The organism is Carnobacterium sp. (assembly GCF_040274945.1).
GTDB lineage: Bacteria > Bacillota > Bacilli > Lactobacillales > Carnobacteriaceae > Carnobacterium_B.
The window spans coordinates 117,931-138,680 of record NZ_JBEMAR010000009.1 but is presented as its reverse complement, the minus strand read 5'-3'; the positions used below and the strand labels follow the sequence as shown (position 1 = coordinate 138,680).

Annotated in this window: 17 protein-coding genes; all 17 read left to right on the top strand. The window is 32.3% G+C overall.

Annotation, left to right across the window (positions count from 1 at the left end):
* Positions 1–2,419 (top strand): GW dipeptide domain-containing protein (locus ABS916_RS10690; protein ID WP_350451885.1); only part of this gene is annotated, 2,419 nt, incomplete at its 5' end.
* Positions 2,420–2,583: 164 nt separating this feature from the next.
* On the top strand, positions 2,584–3,549 hold the full coding sequence (locus tag ABS916_RS10685) for an LCP family glycopolymer transferase (protein ID WP_350451884.1): 966 nt from the start codon (positions 2,584–2,586) through the stop codon (positions 3,547–3,549).
* 173 nt (positions 3,550–3,722) lie between these two features.
* Complete coding sequence (locus ABS916_RS10680; RefSeq protein ID WP_350451883.1) at positions 3,723–4,889, top strand: nucleotide sugar dehydrogenase; 1,167 nt, start codon at positions 3,723–3,725, stop codon at positions 4,887–4,889.
* 35 nt (positions 4,890–4,924) lie between these two features.
* Entirely contained in the window at positions 4,925–5,809 is an 885-nt protein-coding gene (gene galU / locus ABS916_RS10675; protein ID WP_350451882.1) for a UTP--glucose-1-phosphate uridylyltransferase GalU, read from the top strand.
* A 206-nt stretch (positions 5,810–6,015) separates the two neighbouring features.
* On the top strand, positions 6,016–6,753 hold the full coding sequence (locus ABS916_RS10670) for a YveK family protein (RefSeq protein WP_350451881.1): 738 nt from the start codon (positions 6,016–6,018) through the stop codon (positions 6,751–6,753).
* Positions 6,754–6,767: 14 nt separating this feature from the next.
* Positions 6,768–7,484: a CpsD/CapB family tyrosine-protein kinase gene (locus ABS916_RS10665; RefSeq protein WP_350451880.1), complete on the top strand. Its 717-nt coding sequence runs from the start codon at positions 6,768–6,770 to the stop codon at positions 7,482–7,484.
* Positions 7,485–8,001: 517 nt separating this feature from the next.
* A complete protein-coding gene (locus ABS916_RS10660) occupies positions 8,002–9,888 on the top strand; it encodes a polysaccharide biosynthesis protein (RefSeq protein ID WP_350451879.1) in 1,887 nt (628 codons plus the stop codon).
* Positions 9,857–10,480: a sugar transferase gene (locus ABS916_RS10655; RefSeq protein WP_350451878.1), complete on the top strand. Its 624-nt coding sequence runs from the start codon at positions 9,857–9,859 to the stop codon at positions 10,478–10,480. Before ABS916_RS10660 ends, ABS916_RS10655 begins: the two co-directional genes overlap by 32 nt.
* Entirely contained in the window at positions 10,473–11,333 is an 861-nt protein-coding gene (locus tag ABS916_RS10650) for an NAD-dependent epimerase/dehydratase family protein (protein ID WP_350451877.1), read from the top strand. Before ABS916_RS10655 ends, ABS916_RS10650 begins: the two co-directional genes overlap by 8 nt.
* 118 nt (positions 11,334–11,451) lie before the next feature.
* Positions 11,452–13,092, top strand: a complete 1,641-nt coding sequence (locus ABS916_RS10645) for a phospho-sugar mutase (RefSeq protein ID WP_350451876.1) — start codon at positions 11,452–11,454, stop codon at positions 13,090–13,092.
* A gap of 14 nt (positions 13,093–13,106) precedes the next feature.
* Positions 13,107–14,435: a sugar phosphate nucleotidyltransferase gene (locus ABS916_RS10640; protein ID WP_350451875.1), complete on the top strand. Its 1,329-nt coding sequence runs from the start codon at positions 13,107–13,109 to the stop codon at positions 14,433–14,435.
* A 118-nt stretch (positions 14,436–14,553) separates the two neighbouring features.
* Positions 14,554–16,140 (top strand): lipopolysaccharide biosynthesis protein, encoded by a 1,587-nt coding sequence (locus ABS916_RS10635; protein WP_350451874.1) that lies wholly within the window; start codon positions 14,554–14,556, stop codon positions 16,138–16,140.
* A 9-nt stretch (positions 16,141–16,149) separates the two neighbouring features.
* Positions 16,150–16,983 carry an SGNH/GDSL hydrolase family protein gene (locus ABS916_RS10630; protein ID WP_350451873.1) on the top strand — a complete coding sequence of 278 codons (834 nt, stop codon included), beginning with the start codon at positions 16,150–16,152 and terminating at the stop codon, positions 16,981–16,983.
* 28 nt (positions 16,984–17,011) lie between these two features.
* On the top strand, positions 17,012–17,533 hold the full coding sequence (locus ABS916_RS10625) for an acyltransferase (protein WP_350451872.1): 522 nt from the start codon (positions 17,012–17,014) through the stop codon (positions 17,531–17,533).
* 12 nt (positions 17,534–17,545) lie between these two features.
* Positions 17,546–18,691, top strand: a complete 1,146-nt coding sequence (locus ABS916_RS10620) for a glycosyltransferase family 4 protein (RefSeq protein ID WP_350451871.1) — start codon at positions 17,546–17,548, stop codon at positions 18,689–18,691.
* A gap of 17 nt (positions 18,692–18,708) precedes the next feature.
* Entirely contained in the window at positions 18,709–19,833 is a 1,125-nt protein-coding gene (locus tag ABS916_RS10615) for a glycosyltransferase family 4 protein (protein ID WP_350451870.1), read from the top strand.
* Between the two features lies 1 nt (position 19,834).
* The gene (locus ABS916_RS10610) at positions 19,835–20,746 is read left to right on the top strand and encodes a glycosyltransferase family 2 protein (protein WP_350451869.1); all 912 of its coding nucleotides are present in this window, start codon (positions 19,835–19,837) and stop codon (positions 20,744–20,746) included.
* Positions 20,747–20,750 lie beyond the last annotated feature (4 nt).

The following is a 20,750-nucleotide window of genomic DNA, read 5'->3' as shown; positions in this document are numbered from 1 at the left end:
AGAAGCAACGCCAGTAGAAGAAGCACCAACAGAAGTACCAAGTGAAGAGGAAGAAGCAACGCCAGTAGAAGAAGCACCAACAGAAGTACCAAGTGAAGAGGAAGAATCAACACCAGTAGAAGAAGCACCAAGCGAAAGCGAAGAACTGGCACCAGTGGCAGAAGAACCAGCAAAAATTCCAAGTAACGTAAAAGAAATTGCATCTGAAAAAGAAATACCTAAAACTAATAGAATGATACAAACATTTTCTATGGCTAGTACCACAGCTACACGTACAGCTGTAAATGGTGTATATACAGTTAAGTCTGGAGATTTTTCTGGAGCCATCGCAAGTTCATTTGGCATATCATTAGCACAATTAGTAGATTGGAACCCTCAAATCAAAAACGTGAATGTAATTAGTATAGGACAAAAAATTAATGTGACTAAAGCAGCTTATGAAAAATATTTAGCTGATAATAAAGGAAATAATCAAGCGCAGCCTCGACCTTTTAAGACAAATCAAGAATTCATAGATTTTATAACACCATATGCTGTAGAAATAGCAAATGCATATGGTAAAGATCAATTGTATGCATCTGTCATGATTGCACAGGCTGCACATGAAAGTGCATTTGGAAAAAGTTTACTTGCATCCCCGCCGTATTACAATTTATTTGGAATTAAAGGATCATATAATGGTCAAACGATTCCGATGGGAACTTGGGAAGATGTCAATGGCGGGATTATAAATATTACTGCTAATTTCAGAGATTATCCTTCTTATTATGAGTCAATGATGGACTATGCTGATTTACTGAGAACTGGTTTAACTGGTTCGCCTAATTTTTATTCTAAAACATGGGTTAAAAATACAAATTCATATAAAGATGCAACTAAGTACCTTACTGGAACGTATGCTACTGATACGCAATATAACGTTAAAGTTAATAACATCATCGAGCAGTATAATTTAACTCAATATGATTCTTATATTGTTGATTCAGATTTGAAAGATACAGTTAATGTTTCATATAATGCATTAATATCTTTAAGCGGTTATACAATAGATTCTAGACCTTGGGGTACCACTGGATACCAAACGTTAGACAAAACAAATACTTATTTAGGTTCGGAAGTAAAAGTTACAAAAGAAACTTCAAATGGAAAATATGCTTTGGTAACTTATAATGGAAGTGTATTGGGGTGGGTAGATAAAACAGCGTTAGAAATCTCTACGAAAATAGGAGATGTATCATCCTCAGTACCTGTTAGTTATAAAGCAAAAATTTCTAAATCAGGTTACTCAATCGATACGCTACCATGGGGAATTTCTGGATATCAAACTTTAGCTAAAACTACAGATTATGTTGGACAAGAAATAGAAGTTGTAAAAGAAGCTAAAAATGGAACTTATTCATTGATTTCATTGAATGGTGAATTGCTAGGATGGGTTGATAGCAAAGCTATATCTACTTTTGATGTTGAAGTAAATATTCCAGCTTCACACACTACTTCATATGAAGCAATTATTAACGAAACGGGATATTCAATTGATACTAAACCATGGGGTACAAATGGTTACCACACACTTAACCATACTTCCGATTATTTAGGTAGAACAATTAAAGTAGTAAAAGAAACAAATAATAGTCAATATGTTTTAATTTCTCATGATGGAAAGTTATTAGGTTGGGTAGACAAAAAAGCTTTAAAAACCTATGGAGTTGTAACAGAAGTTGCTTCATCTCAACCGGTTAATTATAAAGCAGTTGTTGATAAAACGTCATACTCAATTGATACAATGCCATGGGGAACAGTTGGGTACCAAACGATTGCTAAAACCACTGATTATATAGGTACGGAAGTTGATGTCATCAGAAAAAAAGGTAGTTATGTACTGATTTCGGTTAATGGAGAAGCAATAGGATGGGTAGATCAAAAAGCTTTGAAGTCATATGAGGTTACAACAGATATTACCGGATCACAAGCAGTTTCATATACTGGAATTGTTTTAAAAAACGCTTATTCAATTGATACGAAACCATGGGGAACTACTGGGTACCAAACCATTGGAAAAACTACAGATTATGTTGGAAATCCTGTTAAAGTAACACAACAAAAAGGATCTTATGTTTTAATTGAAGTAAACGGACAATCACTAGGCTGGGTAGATAGAAAAGCGATACAAATGTATACAGTAGATGTTGCTATTCCTTTATCTAAAGATGTTTCATATAGTGCGGTTGTAGCAAAATCAGCCTTTTCAATTGATACTAAGCCATGGGGAAATAAAGGATATCAAACGATTGCAAAGACCAATAATTTTATTGGGAAAAAGGTGAATGTTATTAAAGAAACGGGAAATGGTAAATATGTTTTAATTTCATTAGATGGTGTTACTTTAGGCTGGGTAGATAAAAAATCTTTAACTAATTAAAAAAGACTTGAAAGGGTAATTTCGAATTAAATTCGAAATTACCCTTTCTCTATGAAATTTAAAAAATGTAATTGCAAAATATTATTCTACTGGTACAATAAAAAAGAAAAGTACATATAACTACTATGACTGTTTATAATGACTGTCAAGAAAAGGGTGAAAGAATGTCACAATCAAGATCTGAAATGAGAGAAAGTCCAAGAAAGAAAAAAAGAAAAAAAGGAAAAGGTTTGAAAATTTTTCTGATAATTGTATTAGTATTATTTATTGCACTAGGTTTGTTTATCTGTAAAATTTATAGTGATGTAGCTGGTACAACTGAAAAGATTTATAAAGATGTTGAAACAGAAGATGTACGAGATGGCTCAGTTGATATCAGCAAGAAAGACCCATTTTCTATTCTTTTGTTAGGTGTAGATACTGGAGATTTGGGTAGAACTGAGCAAGGTCGTTCAGACACGATGATGGTTATGACAGTGAATCCTAATACAGATAAAACTACAATTGTCAGCATTCCTCGTGACACACGTACTGAAATTGTTGGTCATGGAACAACTGATAAAATCAACCATGCCTATGCATTTGGTGGAACAGCTATGTCAGTGAATACGGTTCAAAACATGTTAAATATACCAATTGATTACTATGTTGAAGTTAATATGCAAGGCCTTCAGGATGTCGTTAACGCTGTAGGGGGAGTGCAAGTAACTAGTCCACTAACATTCTCTTCGGAGGGTTATAATTTTACAGAGGGTGTTTCTGCTTCCTTAGATGGGAAAGCTGCACTTGCTTATTCTAGAATGCGTTATGAAGATCCTGCTGGAGATAATGGCCGCCAAGAAAGACAAAGACAAATTATACAAGCAACTGTTGAAAAAGTAGCTTCATTATCTACTATTTCAAATTATCAAGATATTTTAGGTTCATTAGAAAATAATATGCAAACGAATCTTGAATTTGACGATATGGTAAAAATATTTAATAATTATCGTTCAGCTGCTGGAAATATCCAACAAGAGCAACTTGTAGCTGAGGGTACAACTATTGATGGAATTTACTACGGTATCGTTTCCGATGGTGAGATGAGTAGAGTTACTGAATTATTGAAAGAACAATTGGAATTAAATTAATAAGAAAGACACTATGAACACTTCATAGTGTCTTTCTTATTAACTAGTTTATCTAATAAAAAGAATTCTCAGTAAAATACGGACTGATTGTTTTTGTACCAGCAATCTGCTATTATTAGTGTGTTAGTTTGAATTTAAATGGTTTAATTATAAAATTTAAAGGAGTAATCAATTTGAAAATTACAGTAGTTGGAACTGGTTATGTTGGATTATCCAATGCGGTTCTATTGGCGCAACAAAATGAAGTTACAGCATTAGAAATTATTGAAGAAAAAGTTGAACTAATAAACAATAAAAAATCGCCCATAGTAGACAAAGAAATTGAAGAATATTTATCAACAAAAAAATTGAATTTAACTGCCACAATGGATAAAAAAAATGCGTACAAAGATGCTAAGTATGTTATCATTGCCACACCTACTAACTATGATGATAAAAAAAATTACTTTGATACTTCTACCGTAGAAAGTGTAATTGAAGATGTCTTAGAATATAATTCGGAAGCTACAATGATTATAAAATCAACTGTACCAGTAGGCTATACTAAAGAAACAAGAGAAAAGTATGGTGTAGACAACATTATTTTTGCTCCAGAATTTTTGCGTGAAGGAAAAGCGCTTTATGATAATCTTTATCCATCGCGCATTATTGTAGGTGAACAGACAGAAGAAGCTAAAGCTTATGCAAATTTATTAGTAGATGCAGCAATTAAAGAAAATATTGACGTTTTATTCATGAATTCGACAGAAGCAGAAGCAGTTAAGTTGTTTTCAAATACTTACTTAGCCTTGCGTGTAGCTTATTTTAATGAATTAGATACGTATGCAGAAGTTAGAGGATTAGATACAAAATCAATCGTTGAAGGTGTAGGTTTAGATCCAAGAATTGGGACACATTATAACAATCCTTCATTCGGATATGGTGGGTATTGCTTACCAAAAGACACTAAACAACTACTTGCTAACTATGAAGATGTACCAAATAATATTATTGGTGCGATTGTAGATGCAAACCGCACACGTAAAGATCATGTAGCAAATATGATCTTAAAACGCAATCCAAGAATAGTCGGAATCTATCGCTTGACTATGAAAACAGATTCAGATAACTTTAGAGCTTCATCTATACAAGGGATTATGAAGCGTATCAAGGCAAGAGGAATCGAAGTAGTAGTTTATGAACCTGTTTTAAAAGAGGATACATTCTACAATTCAAAAGTAATTCCTGATTTTGAAGAATTTAAAAAAGTTTCAGATGTGATTGTTTCAAATCGACTAGCTGAAGAATTAATGGATGTACAAGAAAAAGTTTATACGAGAGATTTGTTCCATACAGACTAGTAATTGATGGGAATATAATAATGGAGGTAATGAATATGTCAAAAGTAAGAAAAGCTATTATTCCGGCAGCTGGTTTAGGTACTCGTTTTTTACCAGCTACAAAAGCTACTGCAAAGGAAATGCTGCCAATTGTAGATAAACCAACAATTCAGTTTATTATTGAAGAAGCAATTGATTCAGGAATTGAAGAAATTTTAATCGTTACTGGAAGAAGCAAACGATCAATTGAAGATCATTTTGATTCTAACTTTGAATTAGAACAAAATCTACAAGAAAAAGAAAAGTTCGAATTATTAAAATTAGTTGAAAGTACTACAAAGATTAAATTGCATTTTGTGCGTCAGTCTTATCCTAAAGGTTTAGGAGATGCGGTTTTACATGGTAAAAGTTTTGTAGGAAATGAACCCTTTATTGTATTGCTTGGTGACGACTTGATGGTTGATGAAATTCCATTGACGAAACAATTAATGAACCATTACGATGAAACTCAATCTTCAGTGTTGGCTACAATGCGTGTTCCACATAAAGACACATCTAAGTATGGAATTGTCGATATTGATGGAGAAGTTTCTAAAGATTTATATAAAGTTAATCACTTTGTTGAAAAACCAAAACCAGATGATGCTCCTAGTGATTTAGCGATTATTGGTCGTTATCTACTAACGCCTGAAATTTTTGAAATATTAGAAAATCAAGAACCTGGCGCTGGAAATGAAATTCAATTAACAGATGCCATTGAGACACTAAATAAAACTCAACAAGTATTAGCTCACGAATTTAAAGGGAAACGTTATGATGTTGGAGATAAGTTTGGTTATATGATGACCAATATTGAATATGGTCTTGAACACAAAGAAGTTAAAGATAATTTAAAGAAATACATTATTCAATTAAGTAAGGAATTGGATAGTAAAGGATAAAAATAGAGAGCTTAAATGAGCTCTTTATTTTTTTTAGAGTAAATATACATTAATAATAGTACGACTATGAAAATGATTATTAAAAAAAATCAAACTATTATTAATAAAAATTTGGAAAATTAGTTCACAGATAAATCAGTTATGGTATACTATCTAAAGTTGTTAAGATACAAAGTCTAATAAAAGGTTATATGTAGGAGGAAAACATGAAAGAAGAAGTTAGTTTATCAGATTTTTTTAGCACATTGAAAAAACGTTTATCAGTAATTGTTAGTCTAGGTCTTGTTGGTTTAATAGTAACAGCGATCTTTACTTTTTTTATTGCAACACCACAGTACAACGCTACAACACAAATATTGGTTAATCGAACAACTGAATCTGCAGAAGGAATGCAACTTACAGATATAAATACAAATGTGCAGATGATTAATACATATAAAGATATTATTAAAGGGCCAGTTATTTTAGATAAAGTCCGAGAAAACTTGAAAACTAAATTTTCAACATCTGAATTATCAAATAAAATTGAAATTACAACACAAGAAAATTCTCAGGTTTTTTCACTAACTGTAACAGACGAGATTCCTCAAAAAGCTGCAGAAATTTCAAACGCTGTTGCAGAAACTTTTCAAAAAGAAATTGGAAATATTATGAATGTTGAAAATGTTACAATTATTTCTGAGGCTGTACCTAATATGAATCAAATTTCACCAAACAATTTATTTAATTTAATGATTGGTTTACTAATTGGATTAGCTCTAGGAATCACTATTAGCTTCTTATTAGAATTTATGGATAAATCAGTCAAAGATGAACGATTTATCACTGATTTAGGCTGGTCAGTGATAGGAAGTGTTTCTGAAATGTCAAATGATGAATTACATGCAGAAGTAAAAGTTAAACGCCCAGAATTAAATTCAAGAAGAACAAAAAGTAGAGTATAAAAGAGGTGAGAGAAATGTTTAATAAAAAGAAAAAACAACTAGATACTAATGAACGACCAAGTTTAGTAACTTTAACAAGACCAAGCTCAGTAATAGCTGAGCAATTTAGAACTATTCGTACAAATATTCAATTTTCGATGGTAGATAAAAATCTTAAAACGCTTGTTATCACTTCAGCAGGACCTGGTGCTGGTAAATCAACAATATCAGCTAATCTAGCTGTTACTTTTGCTATGCAAGGTAAGAAAGTTTTAATAATTGATGCTGATATGCGTAAACCCACAGTGCATAAAACTTTTCGCTTGCCTAATCGCGATGGATTGACTACATTATTAACAGAAAAAGATGTTGAAATTAAAGATATTGCCCATAGCTTGGATACAGAAGGTTTATTTGTCATCACAAGTGGTGTTATTCCGCCTAACCCATCTGAGTTATTAGCCTCTAATCGTATGAATCAACTAATGATAGAATTTGAAGAACTTTTTGATTTAATAATCTTTGATATGCCTCCTGTAATCGCAGTTACAGATGCACAAGTTATGTCGAATAAAACAGATGGAACCATTTTTGTTATTAATAAAAATGGTGCTGATAAAGAAATGGTAACAAAATCAAAAGAATTACTTAGAAAAGTAAAAGCAAATGTTATTGGAGTAGTATTTAACCGAGTGGAATTAAAGGGAGATAATTATTATTATTATTATGGAGAAGATGAGTCAATCAGATAATTGATTTACATTGACATATTTTATGGATTTGTAATGATAGAGCAAAATATATTGAAGATTTCTTAGCATTAGCCAGAATGTCTGTTGCTAAGAAAATTGAATATTTTTAATTAAATCAAAGTATAAAAACGGACATTGTTGGACGAACAAAAAAATATTACAAAAAGAACTATCTATTCATGTAATCTTATTGATGAAGTTGGCCAATGTTCACTAAATGAGTTTCCTACCCCACGATTCCAGCCTTCACGGAATCGTTATTTTTTTAAATTACAAATAAACCGTATGATACCCAATTATTGTTAACCTAAAAAGAAACAGTTGCACAACTTATGATAGCGATTGCGTAAAAGAAGAATATAAAAAAATTAAAAAAAGAGTTTAGTTTAAATAAATATAAAAAAATTATAAAATAACAAGAGGTATTATTAACGTTGCCCTACTATTTCTGATAAACTAAAAAGGTTAAACAAACTGGATTTTTAGAATTATTTTAAAGGAGGAATTTAGACAAGTCATGAGTAGAAAAATCAAAAAAATTGTATTGATAGGATTTGATAGTTTCTCAATACTGACATCAGGATTGATAGCTTATTTCTTTTTAATTCCTTATATTATACTTTCAATACACTCTTTTATTACTACAGTTGTATTAACCATAATTCTCTATCTCATTATAGCGACTAAGTACAAACTATTTTCTAAAATTAACCGTTATACAAGTATACGTGAATCCTTAGCTATTCTAGCTTGTATCACTTTTTCATTTATTGCGTCTGCACTTATTTCTGTAGTCCTATTGAAGACAGTAAGTTTTAGATTTATTGTATTAACTTATATCTTTTCACTAGCAAGTATAGTTGGTAGCAGAATTGTTTGGCGTATCTATAATGAGCATGAATATAAAAAAAAACACGGGCACTCTGTTGAACAACAAATTAGAACATTGATTGTTGGAGCTGGTAATGGTGGTAGTGTTTTTATTCGTAGTTTAAAACGCAATCCAAGTGACGTAAAACTCATAGGAATTGTTGATGATGATCCCTATAAGTTAAATACTTTCATGTATGAAATGCCGGTTATTGGCAGTATAAAAGATATACCTGAGTTAGCCAAAAAATATAATGTGCAACAAATTACAATTGCGATTCCTTCCTTGGTACCTAAAGAGTACGAAAGAATATTAGATATTTGTAACCAAGCAGAAATCACTGTAAATCAAATGCCTTCTATAGAAGATGTACTACAAGGTAAGTTATCAGTTAGTCAATTTAGAGAAATCGATGTAGTGGATTTACTTGGACGAGAAGAAGTTAAATTAGATATGCAGCAAATCGCAACTAAATTGAATGGTAAGACTATTCTAGTTAGTGGAGCTGGAGGATCGATTGGTTCGGAAATCTGTCGTCAAATTGCTCGTTTTTCTCCAAAAAAGATTATACTATTGGGACATGGAGAAAACTCAATTTACCAAATTAATAAAGAGTTGAACGGAAAGTATAAGGGACAAATTGAAGTTATTCCTGTAATAGCAGATATACAAGATCGTAAGAGAGTCTTTGAAGTGATGCAAGAGTACATACCAGATCGTGTATATCATGCGGCAGCTCATAAGCATGTTCCAATGATGGAATACAATCCTAGAGAAGCTGTTAAAAATAATATTTATGGCACGAAAAATATGGCGGAGGCTGCTAAATCAGCCGGTGTTGGAAGTTTTGTAATGATTTCAACTGATAAAGCTGTTAATCCCCCAAATGTTATGGGCGCAACTAAGCGTGTTGCTGAAATGATAGTCACAGGATTAAATGAACCTGGAGAAACAAAGTTTGCAGCTGTACGTTTTGGAAATGTCTTAGGAAGCCGTGGAAGTGTGGTTCCTTTATTCAAAGAACAAATTAAAAATGGCGGACCAGTTACGGTCACAGATTTTAAAATGACAAGGTATTTCATGACAATACCTGAAGCTAGCAGATTGGTTATTCAAGCAGGTGCTTTAGCTCAAGGAGGAGAAATTTTCATCTTAGATATGGGAGAACCAGTGAAAATAGTTGATTTAGCTAAGAAAGTTGTTAAACTTAGCGGTTATACAGAAGATGAAATCCAAATAATTGAATCAGGTATTCGTACTGGAGAAAAACTTTATGAAGAATTGTTAGTAGATAGCGAACAAACTGATCAGCAAGTATATGAGAAAATTTTTGTGGGGAAAGTAACTGATATGCCATTAGTTAAAGTTATGGAATTTGTTTATACTCTAGACGGATGCAACAGTAAAGAATTGAAAGAACGCTTAATTGGATTCGCAAATGGGAAGTCAGAAAAAAAAACTGTTCACCAAATTCAAAACAAAGAGAAGGGAGTTTATACTGATGTACCAGAAAGTGTTCAAACGAGTTATTGATGTCGTATTGGCATTGCTTGGTCTAATCATTTTATCTCCCGTGTTTTTACTCATCATCATAGCAATTAAATTAGATTCAAAGGGTCCAGTTTTTTTCAAACAAAAAAGAGTTGGAAAAAACAAAGTATTATTTAGCATTTATAAATTCAGGACAATGAAAATAGATACTCCAAGAGATGCACCAACGCATTTATTGAAGAATCCTGATTTATTTATTACAAGAGTGGGTAAGTTATTAAGAAAAACGAGCTTAGATGAATTGCCCCAATTAATCAATATTCTTAAAAGTGAAATGAGTTTTATTGGTCCAAGACCAGCTTTATGGAATCAATATGATTTGGTAAAAGAAAGAGATAGCTATCGTGCTAATGATATCTATCCTGGTTTGACAGGTTGGGCACAAATCAATGGACGGGATGAACTGACTATTCAAAAGAAAGCTGCTTTAGATGGAGTATATATAAAAAAAATAAGTTTTATATTTGATGTGAAATGTTTTATTGGGACAATTATAAGTGTTATTAAATATGATGGCGTTGTTGAAGGCGGAACTGGAACAATTAAGGGTAGCGAGGCAATGAAAAATGACTAAAAAAATACTAATAACAGGAGAAAATAGTTATGTAGGAAATTGTTTAGCTAAATGGCTCGGCAAAGAACCTGAGGAGTATGAAGTTGAAAAAAAGTCTGTACGTGATGATAAATGGAAGGAAATAGATTTTTCCATTTTTGACGTTATAGTACATGTTGCTGGAATTGCACATCAAGATACTAAGTCTGACCAAAGTGATTTGTATTATAAAATTAATACGGACTTAACAATTGAACTTGCAACTAAAGCTAAAGCAGAAGGTGTAAAACAGTTCATTTTTATGAGCAGTATCATTGTGTATGGTGTTAGTAAAGATAGTAAAAGAGTTATTGATAAGAATACGGTCCCAACACCAAGCAACTTTTATGGAAATAGTAAATTTTTAGCAGAGCAAGCCATTAAATCTTTTCAAACTGAGAAATTTAAAATTGTTATCGTAAGACCACCAATGATTTATGGAAAGGATTCGAAAGGAAATTATCCCCGTTTAGCAAATTTAGCAAAAAAGACAATTATTTTTCCTGATATTGATAATGAGCGGAGCATGCTTCATATTGATAATTTATGTGAATTTTTAAAAGTAATGATAGATTTTGAAGAATTAGGAGTTTTCTTCCCGCAAAATAAAGAGTATGTGAAGACTAGCGTAATGGTAAAATTAATAGGAGAAGCTCAGGGGAAAAAAATAAAGTTAATCAAGTGGTTTAATCCTTTTATTAAATTAATATTAAACTTTAATATTGTTAATAAAGTTTTTGGTAACTTAGTGTATGAAAAAGGAATGAGTAAATATGAAAATAAAGATTATCAAATTAGAGACTTAAAAGAGTCAATTCAATTGACTGAAACATAAAATCAAAAAAACAACTTATTCAATTTGAATAAGTTGTATATGTAGTATATAGAGACATTAAAAATGTGGGGAATTCATCTTGAATTATATTTAAATAAATTTAGGTTGGTGAAATAATTTGAGTAATTACTTTGAACAATATGAAAAATGGCTAACGTACGATAAAATGACTGAGAAAGAATTACTTCAAATTAATGACGAAAATGAGATTGAAGATCGATTCTACACAGATTTAGCATTTGGAACCGGAGGCCTTAGAGGTGTAATGGGAGCAGGAACAAACCGCCTTAATCAATACACTATTAAAAAAGCCAGTTATGGACTAGGTAATTATCTCATGGCTAAAGTGGTTGAGAACCCTAAGATTGCAATAGCTTATGATACGCGCAATAGATCGCGTGAATTTGCAGAACATGCAGCGGATGTATTTACTGCTCTAGGAATCAAAACCGTTCTTTTTGATGAATGTATGCCAACACCTGTATTGTCCTTTGCAGTTCGTTTTTTAGGTTGTGATGCTGGGGTGGTTATCACTGCGAGTCATAATCCTAAAGAGTATAATGGATACAAGGTGTATAACGAGCAAGGTGGACAGATGACACCTCCAGAAGCTAAAGAGGTTATGAAACATATTGATTCTTTATCAGGTTTCGATGTAATCAAAGACATGCAAGGAAATGAAGACTACTTAGAGCAAATGGGTAATCAACTATTAGATTCTTTTATAGATCAATTTCCCAAGACACAGAAATTAGGAAATAACTTAAAAATAGTTTATTCTCCTTTACATGGGGCAGGAAACAAACCGATTCAAAAAATATTAGAACCGTTTAATGTCTCTGTTGTAAAGGAACAGGAATTGCCGGACGGCGATTTTACTACAGTATCATCTCCTAATCCAGAAAATAGAGAAGTCTTGCAAATGGCTATTTCACAAGCAAAAAACGAAAAGGCACATTTAGTCTTGGCAACAGATCCTGACTGTGATCGTTTAGGTGTGGCAGTAAGACAGCAAGATGAGTATATAACTTTAACAGGTAACCAAATAGGTGCATTGATGGTTGATTATTTAACTACGAAAAGTTCACCAGAAAAAAGAAATGTGATCATAAAAACGATTGTAACCAATGAAATGGGAGCTAACATTGCTAAAGAACGAGGATTTAAAGTTATGGAAACTTTAACGGGATTTAAATATATTGGTGAAAAAATCAGTTCATTTGATGAAGACGAGCAAGATAATGCTTTTTTATTTGGCTATGAAGAGAGTTATGGTTTTTTGTTTGGAACCCATTCCAGAGACAAAGACGCCGTCTCCGCAGCGTTGTTATTTTGTGAAATAGCGGAAAACCTTTTGGAACAAGGAAAAACTGTCATTGATCGGTTAGAGGAAATCTATCAGGAATTTGGTTTTTATCTAGATGATTTAGATTCCGTTACGCTCAAAGGAAAAGAAGGCATAACTAAAATTGCTGATTTGATGGAGAAAACTAGATCAATGGGACATTCTTTGATAGAAAATACTATCGAGGTTAGAGATTATTTAACAGGCATCGAAAATCTTCCTGCTGAAAATGTTTTGAAATTTATTTTAATGGATGGTTCTTGGATCGCGATTCGACCATCAGGAACTGAACCAAAAATAAAATTTTATTATTCAGTAAGAGGTAACTCCCTAGGAGCGGCTTCGTTAACATTGGTAGACATAAAAAAAGAATTGGAAGAAAAATTACACATTCAATTACAAAAAACAATATAAGGCAGGTATGTTCAATGAAAATTGTATTATTATCGGGAGGATCGGGTCAACGTCTGTGGCCATTATCCAATGATGTTCGCTCCAAACAATTTTTGAAGCTTCTTCATAATGAACATAATGAACCGGAATCCATGGTACAAAGAGTATACAGACAAATTAGGCAATCGGGTATTGAATCGGAAATTATTATCGCTACAGGGAAAAATCAAGAAAATTCTATTCGTAATCATTTAGGAAATTTAGTAGAAGTGGTAGTCGAGCCTGAAAGAAGAGATACTTTCCCGGCAATTGCTCTAGCGACCGCTTATTTATACTACAAAAAAAATACTCCTAAGGATGAAACTGTTGCTGTTATGCCAGTTGATTCATTTGCGGATGTCTCATTTTTTCAAAAATTATATGATTTAGATAATTTGATCCAACAAGATGACACAAACTTAGGTTTATTAGGTATCAAACCGACTTATGCTTCCGCAAAGTATGGTTATATTTTAAAAGGGAATAATAGAGTGGCCGGATTTATGGAAAAACCTTCAGAATCAATAGCTGCTGATATTATTGCAAAAGGAGCTATGTGGAACGGAGGCATTTTTGTTTTTAAACCAACTTATGTAATGGACATCTTAAATAATTACATAGAATTTTCATCTTATGAAGATGTTCTTGCTCAATATTCTCTGCTTCCTAAAAACAGTTTTGATTATGAGGTCACTGAAAAAGAAGACAAAATATCGATGGTAGAATACAACGGCTTTTGGAAAGATTTAGGAACTTGGAATACATTGACAGAAGTCATGAAAAAAAATACGATTGGAAAAGTGATCACTTCTGAGCAGTCCGAAAATACACATGTCATTAATGAATTAGATATTCCCATAACCGTTCTTGGTGCTAAAAATATGGTTGTGGTAGCTAGTCCAGATGGAATACTGGTTTCTGATAAAATACAAAGTGCTAAATTAAAGGATTATATAGGACACCTGGATAATTTTCCGAAATACGTGGAAATGTCATGGGGAACGTCAAAAGTGTTAGAACATAATCAAAATGATGACGGTAGTGTTTGTGTAACCAAGAGTATCAGTTTACACAAAGGAAAAGAAATACAGTACCATAAACATTTACTTCGTGATGAGTTTTTAACCATTATAAGTGGAGAAGGTACATTAATACTTGAGAACGAGAAGAGAGATGTGAAAAAAGGCGACATTCTTCATATTAAACGAGGAGAAAAACACGGATTAACAGCTCAAACCGACATTAAGATGATTGAGGTTGGAATTGGAGATGAAATATCAAATGAAGATGTAGTTTATATTATTCTTAATGAACAAAATAGTTAATAAAAGTCTATTTTATGTTTTTTCGATTCAAGAATATATTTTGGAAACAGAAAAAATATTGTATTTTCAATCAAAAAGAATGTATTACTTTGAGTAAAAAAATAGGAGTTTTAAAGATATGAAGGAAGAGTCAAGAACACGTAATTCATTAAGAAACATCAGTGTAGGATTTACATCTCAGATTTTAAATTTAATATTGAATTTTGTTAGTAGAACCATTTTTATAAAAGTATTGGGAGTCGAATTTCTAGGATTAAATGGTTTGTTTTCTAACATCCTGCTTATTTTATCTTTAGCAGATCTAGGGATTGATAGTGCCATGATTTTTTCTCTCTATAAACCATTAGCCGATAAAAACTACCCTTTAATCAATGCACTAGTCACGTTTTATAAAAAAGTTTATCAAATGATAGCCGTTGCAGTAGCTGTTATTGGGTTATCACTTGTTCCGTTTCTAGGCTATTTGATCAATGTAGAGAATAATATTCCTTATTTAGAAATTTACTATATTATATTTCTCTTAAACTCAGTTGTGAGTTATCTGTTTGTTTATAAAACTTCGGTCATTGAAGCAGATCAGAAAAATTTTTTAATTAGAATCTATTCTGTGGCATTCGAATTTTTTAAAATCATTGCACAGTCTGTTCTGCTGATACTAACTCATAACTACTTTATATATCTATTGCTGAATGTTATTTTTTCTCTATTGAAAAATGCTACACTAGCATATCGAGCTAACAAATTATATCCGTTTTTATCTGAACCAGCAGAAAAATTAAACGGTAGCACTAAAAAACAGATTTATGATAATGTAAAGTCTATGTTCATGTATAAAATTGGTGGAGTTCTCCTCAATAATACTGACAATATCCTTATCTCAGTCATGTTAGGAACAATATGGGTTGGGTATTATTCTAACTATTATTTAATCATCACAGGATTAACTAGTTTTACTAGTATTTTATTTACTTCCTTAAGTTCAAGCGTAGGGAATTTGATTGCTAGCTCAGAAATGGTTACAAATGATGGACAGAACAATGGACGAGGCGAGGATATATATAATGGTCTCTCCTTTGTATCTTTTTGGATTTATGGAATTGGTGCAATTTGTTTGTTTGTCCTATTCAATGACTTCATAACTATATGGCTTAATGCTAGTTTTACACTATCTATACTAACAGTCTTAGCCATTGTGTTAAATTTTTATATATCAGGTATTTTAAGCGTTACAACAATATACCGTAATACAACCGGTTTGTTTAGAGACATCAAATATATCTTTTTATATACAGCAACAGTAAACTTGATTTTATCCGTAGTATTAGGTCAAGTGATTGGTTTGCCAGGTATTCTGATAGCAACGTTTATAGCTCGACTAGTTGTAAATTTCTGGTATGAACCTTTGATGCTATATAAAATCTATTTCCAAAAGAAAAGTAACGGTTATTTTTTCAAACAGATTAAATATTTCATAGTGTTGTTTTTTAGTATAGCGGTCATTTATGGTATAGACTCGTTTATTGCAAGTCCATCTTTCCTTAATTTTATTATTCGTGCTACTGTTTATTTCCTAGTATTGAATGTTTTATTTTTTGCGTTGTTTAAAAATACAAACGAAATGAAGTTCTTACTTTCAAAAATAAATCCAATACTTACTTCTGCCAATAGTGTATTAAAAAAAAGTAGCAGAACAGAAAGGAAATAATGTTTACTTATGAATAAAAAAATAAAAATGATTCTTCTTTCAGTCGTCCTATTAAGTGTTGTTTCTGGCTGCTCTGAACAAAAAGATGCAGCTACTGAAACCCTATTCTCTTTAACAGATAAACAAGTCGTCTTTTTTGGAGACAGTGTCACACAAAATTTGGAAGGGAAAGGGAAGTCATATCCTGATTTAATTAGTCAAAAAATAGGCATTCAGGCAGTTAACCTTGGCTTTGGAGGAACGTCTTTGAGTACTCATCCAGACCCTTCTTTTGATTCCTATGCATTTCATTCGTTAGCAGATGCAATTGTTACAGATGATTTTAGTGCTCAAGAAAAGGCTTTAAGTGATGCTGACATTCCAGATTATTTTGATGAAAAATTAAAGATACTTAAAGAAATCAATTGGAATGAAGTAGATGTCCTATCTATCATGTACGGAGCCAATGATTGGGGAAATCACATAGAAAATGCAACGAATTTGATGGATATCACGACCTTTAAGGGAGCAGGAAGATACAGCCTTAATAAGATCATGACTGAGTATCCTCATATCCAGGTTCTCTTTGTTCCGATGACTTATCGTTTTTGGCCAGAATATGATAATTTAGACACGGATTCATCGGAAAATGCATACGGATTGAGGCCCTACCAGTATTCAGATGCCATGGTTGAATTAGCGAAAGAATTTAAATTCCCTTATGCGGATACATTACACAGTTTGGGTATCAATAAATACAATAGAGGCCTTTACTTTAATTCAGTAGATGGAACTCATCCAAACGAAGCAGGTACACAAAAAATTGCTGATAAAATTGCAAAAGCTTTGTTGTTGAATTTTTAATGTGAATGAAAACAGGTGGTGAATGAATATGTATGTTGTATACAAATTTCTCTATAAATTATTGGGCCCTATTCTTCCAGTTTCGGATGCTAAAGTTTCATTAGGTGCTAAAAGTATAAGAGCTTTCTTAGCAAAAGGAATATTAAAAAGTTCTGGGAAAAATATCAATATAGAAAAAGGGGCTATTTTCGATCGTACATTAGAAATCGGAGATAATTCTGGGATAGGAATAAATTGTAAGCTGTATGGAAAAGTACTTATTGGAAACAATGTGATGATGGGACCGGAAGTTTACATTTATACGAGCAATCATAAGTTTGGGGATGTGAGTACTCCAATGTATTTACAAGGCCATGAAAATGAGCGTCCTGTTATCATTGGAAACGACGTTTGGATAGGAAGTAGGGTAACGATTTTACCTGGAACAGTTATCGGTGATGGTTCAATTATTGGAGCAGGCTCAGTTGTAACCAGAAATGTTGAGAGTTACGATATAGTTGGAGGGAACCCTGCAAAAACAATTAAGAACCGTCTAAAAAGTAATGGTTAGGAATGTGGTTGTATGAAAAAAGTGATAATGATGGCATCAGTTGCTTCTATGATTGACTTATTCAACAAAGAAAATATAAAAATTTTAAAAGAATTAGATTCAGAAGTTCATGTTGTTTGTAATTTTGATTTTGGAAATATCACTTCTGCAGAGAGAATTACAGAATTCAAAAAGGAATTAGAGTGTGAGAATATTTCGTATACTAATCTTCCAATACCTAGAAATATCTTCGATATGAAAAATATTTTTCGTTCTTATAGAGAGTTAAAGCATTTTCTTAAAGACAAAGACTTTTCATTGATTCATTGTCACTCCCCAATAGGTGGTGTATTAGCACGTTTAGCTGGGAAAAAATATAGATCAAAAGGTTTGAAAATAATTTATACAGCTCATGGTTTTCATTTTTTTAAAGGAGCACCAATCAAAAACTGGCTTTTATTTTATCCTATCGAAAAATATTTATCTAAATTTACAGACACTTTGATTACAATTAATAAAGAGGATTATAAAATTGCACAACGTTTTTCTCAAACTCATTTGGAGTATGTACCTGGTATTGGTGTAAATACTGAGAAGTTTAGTACTAGTGCAGTGAAGAGAGAAGCTGTCAGAAAAGAACTTGAAATAAAATCAGAGGACTTCACATTGATTAGTGTTGGCCAATTATCGAAAAGAAAAAATCATGCCATTGTATTAAAAGCATTATCTGAAATAAAAGATGCTAGATTAAAATACATTATTGTAGGTTTTGGAGAATTGGAAACAGAGTTGAAACAAATGGCAACGGACTTGAATATATCTGATAGAGTTTTTTTTCTAGGATACAGAGGAGATATCAATGAGTTATTACATGCTTCAGATTGCTTTATTTTCCCATCTTTGCAAGAAGGACTACCAGTTTCTTTAATGGAAGCTATGGCAGCTGGACTTCCAATATTATGTTCTAAAATCAGAGGAAATGTGGACCTTATTCATCAAAATGAGAATGGCCTGTTTTTTGATCCATTAAATGAAAAAGATGTAACCAAAGCCATTCATTCGATTATGACCTATAATAAGAATAAGATGAGTAAAAATAATCTTGCAAGAATCAAACGGTATGATAAAAAGGTTATAGAAAAAGAAATGATAAAAATTTATAAAACATCTCTTTATTAAAAATAAAAGGAGTTATTATGGAAGAAGTACTTTTAATTAATTACACGGGTTCAAAAGGCGGAGGCGCGCTGTATGCTCTTGAAATGACTAGAGCTTTTATTAATCAAAATATCTCTTGCGTAGCCATCGTTGCCTCTCATAATGAAAGTCTCGAAGAATGGAAGCAGTTGCCATTAAAGAAATTAGTTATAATAGACACCTATCAATCCAATAAGGCCTTGTTAAAAAAATCCATTTTTTGGAAAAAAAATAGAACTTACATCAAAGAACAACTAAGTGAATATAATGTTGCTGCAGTTTTTGTGCCAATGATAACTTTTTGGAGCAATAGAATAAATAATCTTTATCCCAAAGCTAAAAAAAACTTGGTTTTACATGATCCAACCCCTCACAGCGGTGAATTCTATTATTATATACAAAATTTATTTGGCCAACAAAAGCTCATTAAAAAGGCAGATACAGTGATTGTTTTGAGCTCCAACTTTATTCCTATTGTAGAAAAGGAATACGATAAAAAAGGACATGTTCTCTATCTTCCAATGGGGGATTATGATTATTATGATAATGACATTGAGGGACAAGAAGAAATCGTATATGGAGATCATTCAGTGAACTTTATTTTTTTTGGAAGAATATCTAAGTACAAAGGTTTGGGGGAATTAGGAAAAGCTTATGAAGAAGTAACCCAGATAACCAATGATGTATCACTAACTGTAGCTGGTTCAGGCGATTTCAGCAATTATGAACAGATGTACGCAGCCTTACCAAATATCACAGTTGTCAATAGATGGATTGATAATGCAGAAGTGAAAAGCTTTTTCAAAGGTAAAAACCTTATTGCTGTATTGCCTTATAGGGATGCTACTCAATCGGGAGTCATCCAAGTCTGTAAGTCATTCGGTATTCCAATAATTGCCAGTAACACTGGGGGATTAAAAGAACAACTGAAAGATTATCAGACCGCGTCGGTACTAGTAGAACCAGGAGATTCTAATGATTTAGCTGGAAAAATGTCTGAAGTACTGCTTGATAAAGACTTTAGACAAATGCTGTATCAAAACGCGAGTGAGTATGTGAGGTCAAATAATTGGGAAAATAGTGCAGTCGAAATTAAAAAAAATATAAATTTAAAAGAGGGATAGTGTGAATAAAATCACAGTGCTTACTCCAACATATAATAGAGAAAAATACTTGATGCGAATGTATGAGAGTATGCTACATCAAACAAAAGTTTCTTTTCAATGGTTGATAGTCGATGATGGAAGCACTGATGGAACAGAGCAAACAATGAAGGAAATCATTGAGAATCATCCCGATAATTTTCAAATTGATTATGTAAAAAAGCAAAATGGTGGGAAGCATTCAGCTTTGAATTTCTCACATTCTTATATCAAAGGCGACTACGTAATGGTTTTGGATAGTGACGATTATTTAAAAAATGATGCTATAGAAATCATCTGTCAAAAAATATCCTTACTAAAAAAAGATGATCACATAGGGTGGTTAGCATTTTTAAAAGGAAATGAAGACGGTACAACTATTGATACTTATTATGAGCGAGATGGAGAGATAACCAATTACGCCGCCTACATGAACGCTGGAAGAAAAGGTGAGTGCTGTGATGTATACTTAACAAGCGCCTTTGTTTCGTATCCTTATCCAGAATACTCAGATGAGAAATTCATTTCAGAAAGTTACCTTAACATTTGTGCAACTGTTTATGGGGAATATCAAATGATCACCTATAATGAAGTTATTCAAGTTGTGGAGTACATGAATGATGGTCTAACCTTTGAAGGCAGAGTATTGCAAATTAGAAACCCAAAAGGACATGCTGAACTTTGGCGACAAGTTTCGGGGAAGATGTTTAATAGCAAACAGATTCTAAAAGGAGCTTGGCTTTACATAGCTTATTCTTTTTTTGACGAGCGTTCTATTGATGAAATATTAAAAAAAAGTTTTAACAAGAAAGTCGTTCTGCTTAATTTGCCATTCGGCTATGCAATATATGTAATTTGGAAGAAAAAATATGTACAAAAGAAATTGGCAGGTTGAGTGT

Coding starts and splice junctions, on each gene's coding strand:
- ABS916_RS10670 (WP_350451881.1), top strand. CDS start 6,016: ATGAAAGAAGAAGTTAGTTTATCAGATTTTTTTAGCACATTGAAAAAA.
- ABS916_RS10620 (WP_350451871.1), top strand. CDS start 17,546: ATGAAAAAAGTGATAATGATGGCATCAGTTGCTTCTATGATTGACTTA.
- ABS916_RS10665 (WP_350451880.1), top strand. CDS start 6,768: ATGTTTAATAAAAAGAAAAAACAACTAGATACTAATGAACGACCAAGT.
- ABS916_RS10630 (WP_350451873.1), top strand. CDS start 16,150: ATGAATAAAAAAATAAAAATGATTCTTCTTTCAGTCGTCCTATTAAGT.
- galU (WP_350451882.1), top strand. CDS start 4,925: ATGTCAAAAGTAAGAAAAGCTATTATTCCGGCAGCTGGTTTAGGTACT.
- ABS916_RS10625 (WP_350451872.1), top strand. CDS start 17,012: ATGTATGTTGTATACAAATTTCTCTATAAATTATTGGGCCCTATTCTT.
- ABS916_RS10615 (WP_350451870.1), top strand. CDS start 18,709: ATGGAAGAAGTACTTTTAATTAATTACACGGGTTCAAAAGGCGGAGGC.
- ABS916_RS10655 (WP_350451878.1), top strand. CDS start 9,857: ATGTACCAGAAAGTGTTCAAACGAGTTATTGATGTCGTATTGGCATTG.
- ABS916_RS10685 (WP_350451884.1), top strand. CDS start 2,584: ATGTCACAATCAAGATCTGAAATGAGAGAAAGTCCAAGAAAGAAAAAA.
- ABS916_RS10650 (WP_350451877.1), top strand. CDS start 10,473: ATGACTAAAAAAATACTAATAACAGGAGAAAATAGTTATGTAGGAAAT.
- ABS916_RS10660 (WP_350451879.1), top strand. CDS start 8,002: ATGAGTAGAAAAATCAAAAAAATTGTATTGATAGGATTTGATAGTTTC.
- ABS916_RS10635 (WP_350451874.1), top strand. CDS start 14,554: ATGAAGGAAGAGTCAAGAACACGTAATTCATTAAGAAACATCAGTGTA.
- ABS916_RS10640 (WP_350451875.1), top strand. CDS start 13,107: ATGAAAATTGTATTATTATCGGGAGGATCGGGTCAACGTCTGTGGCCA.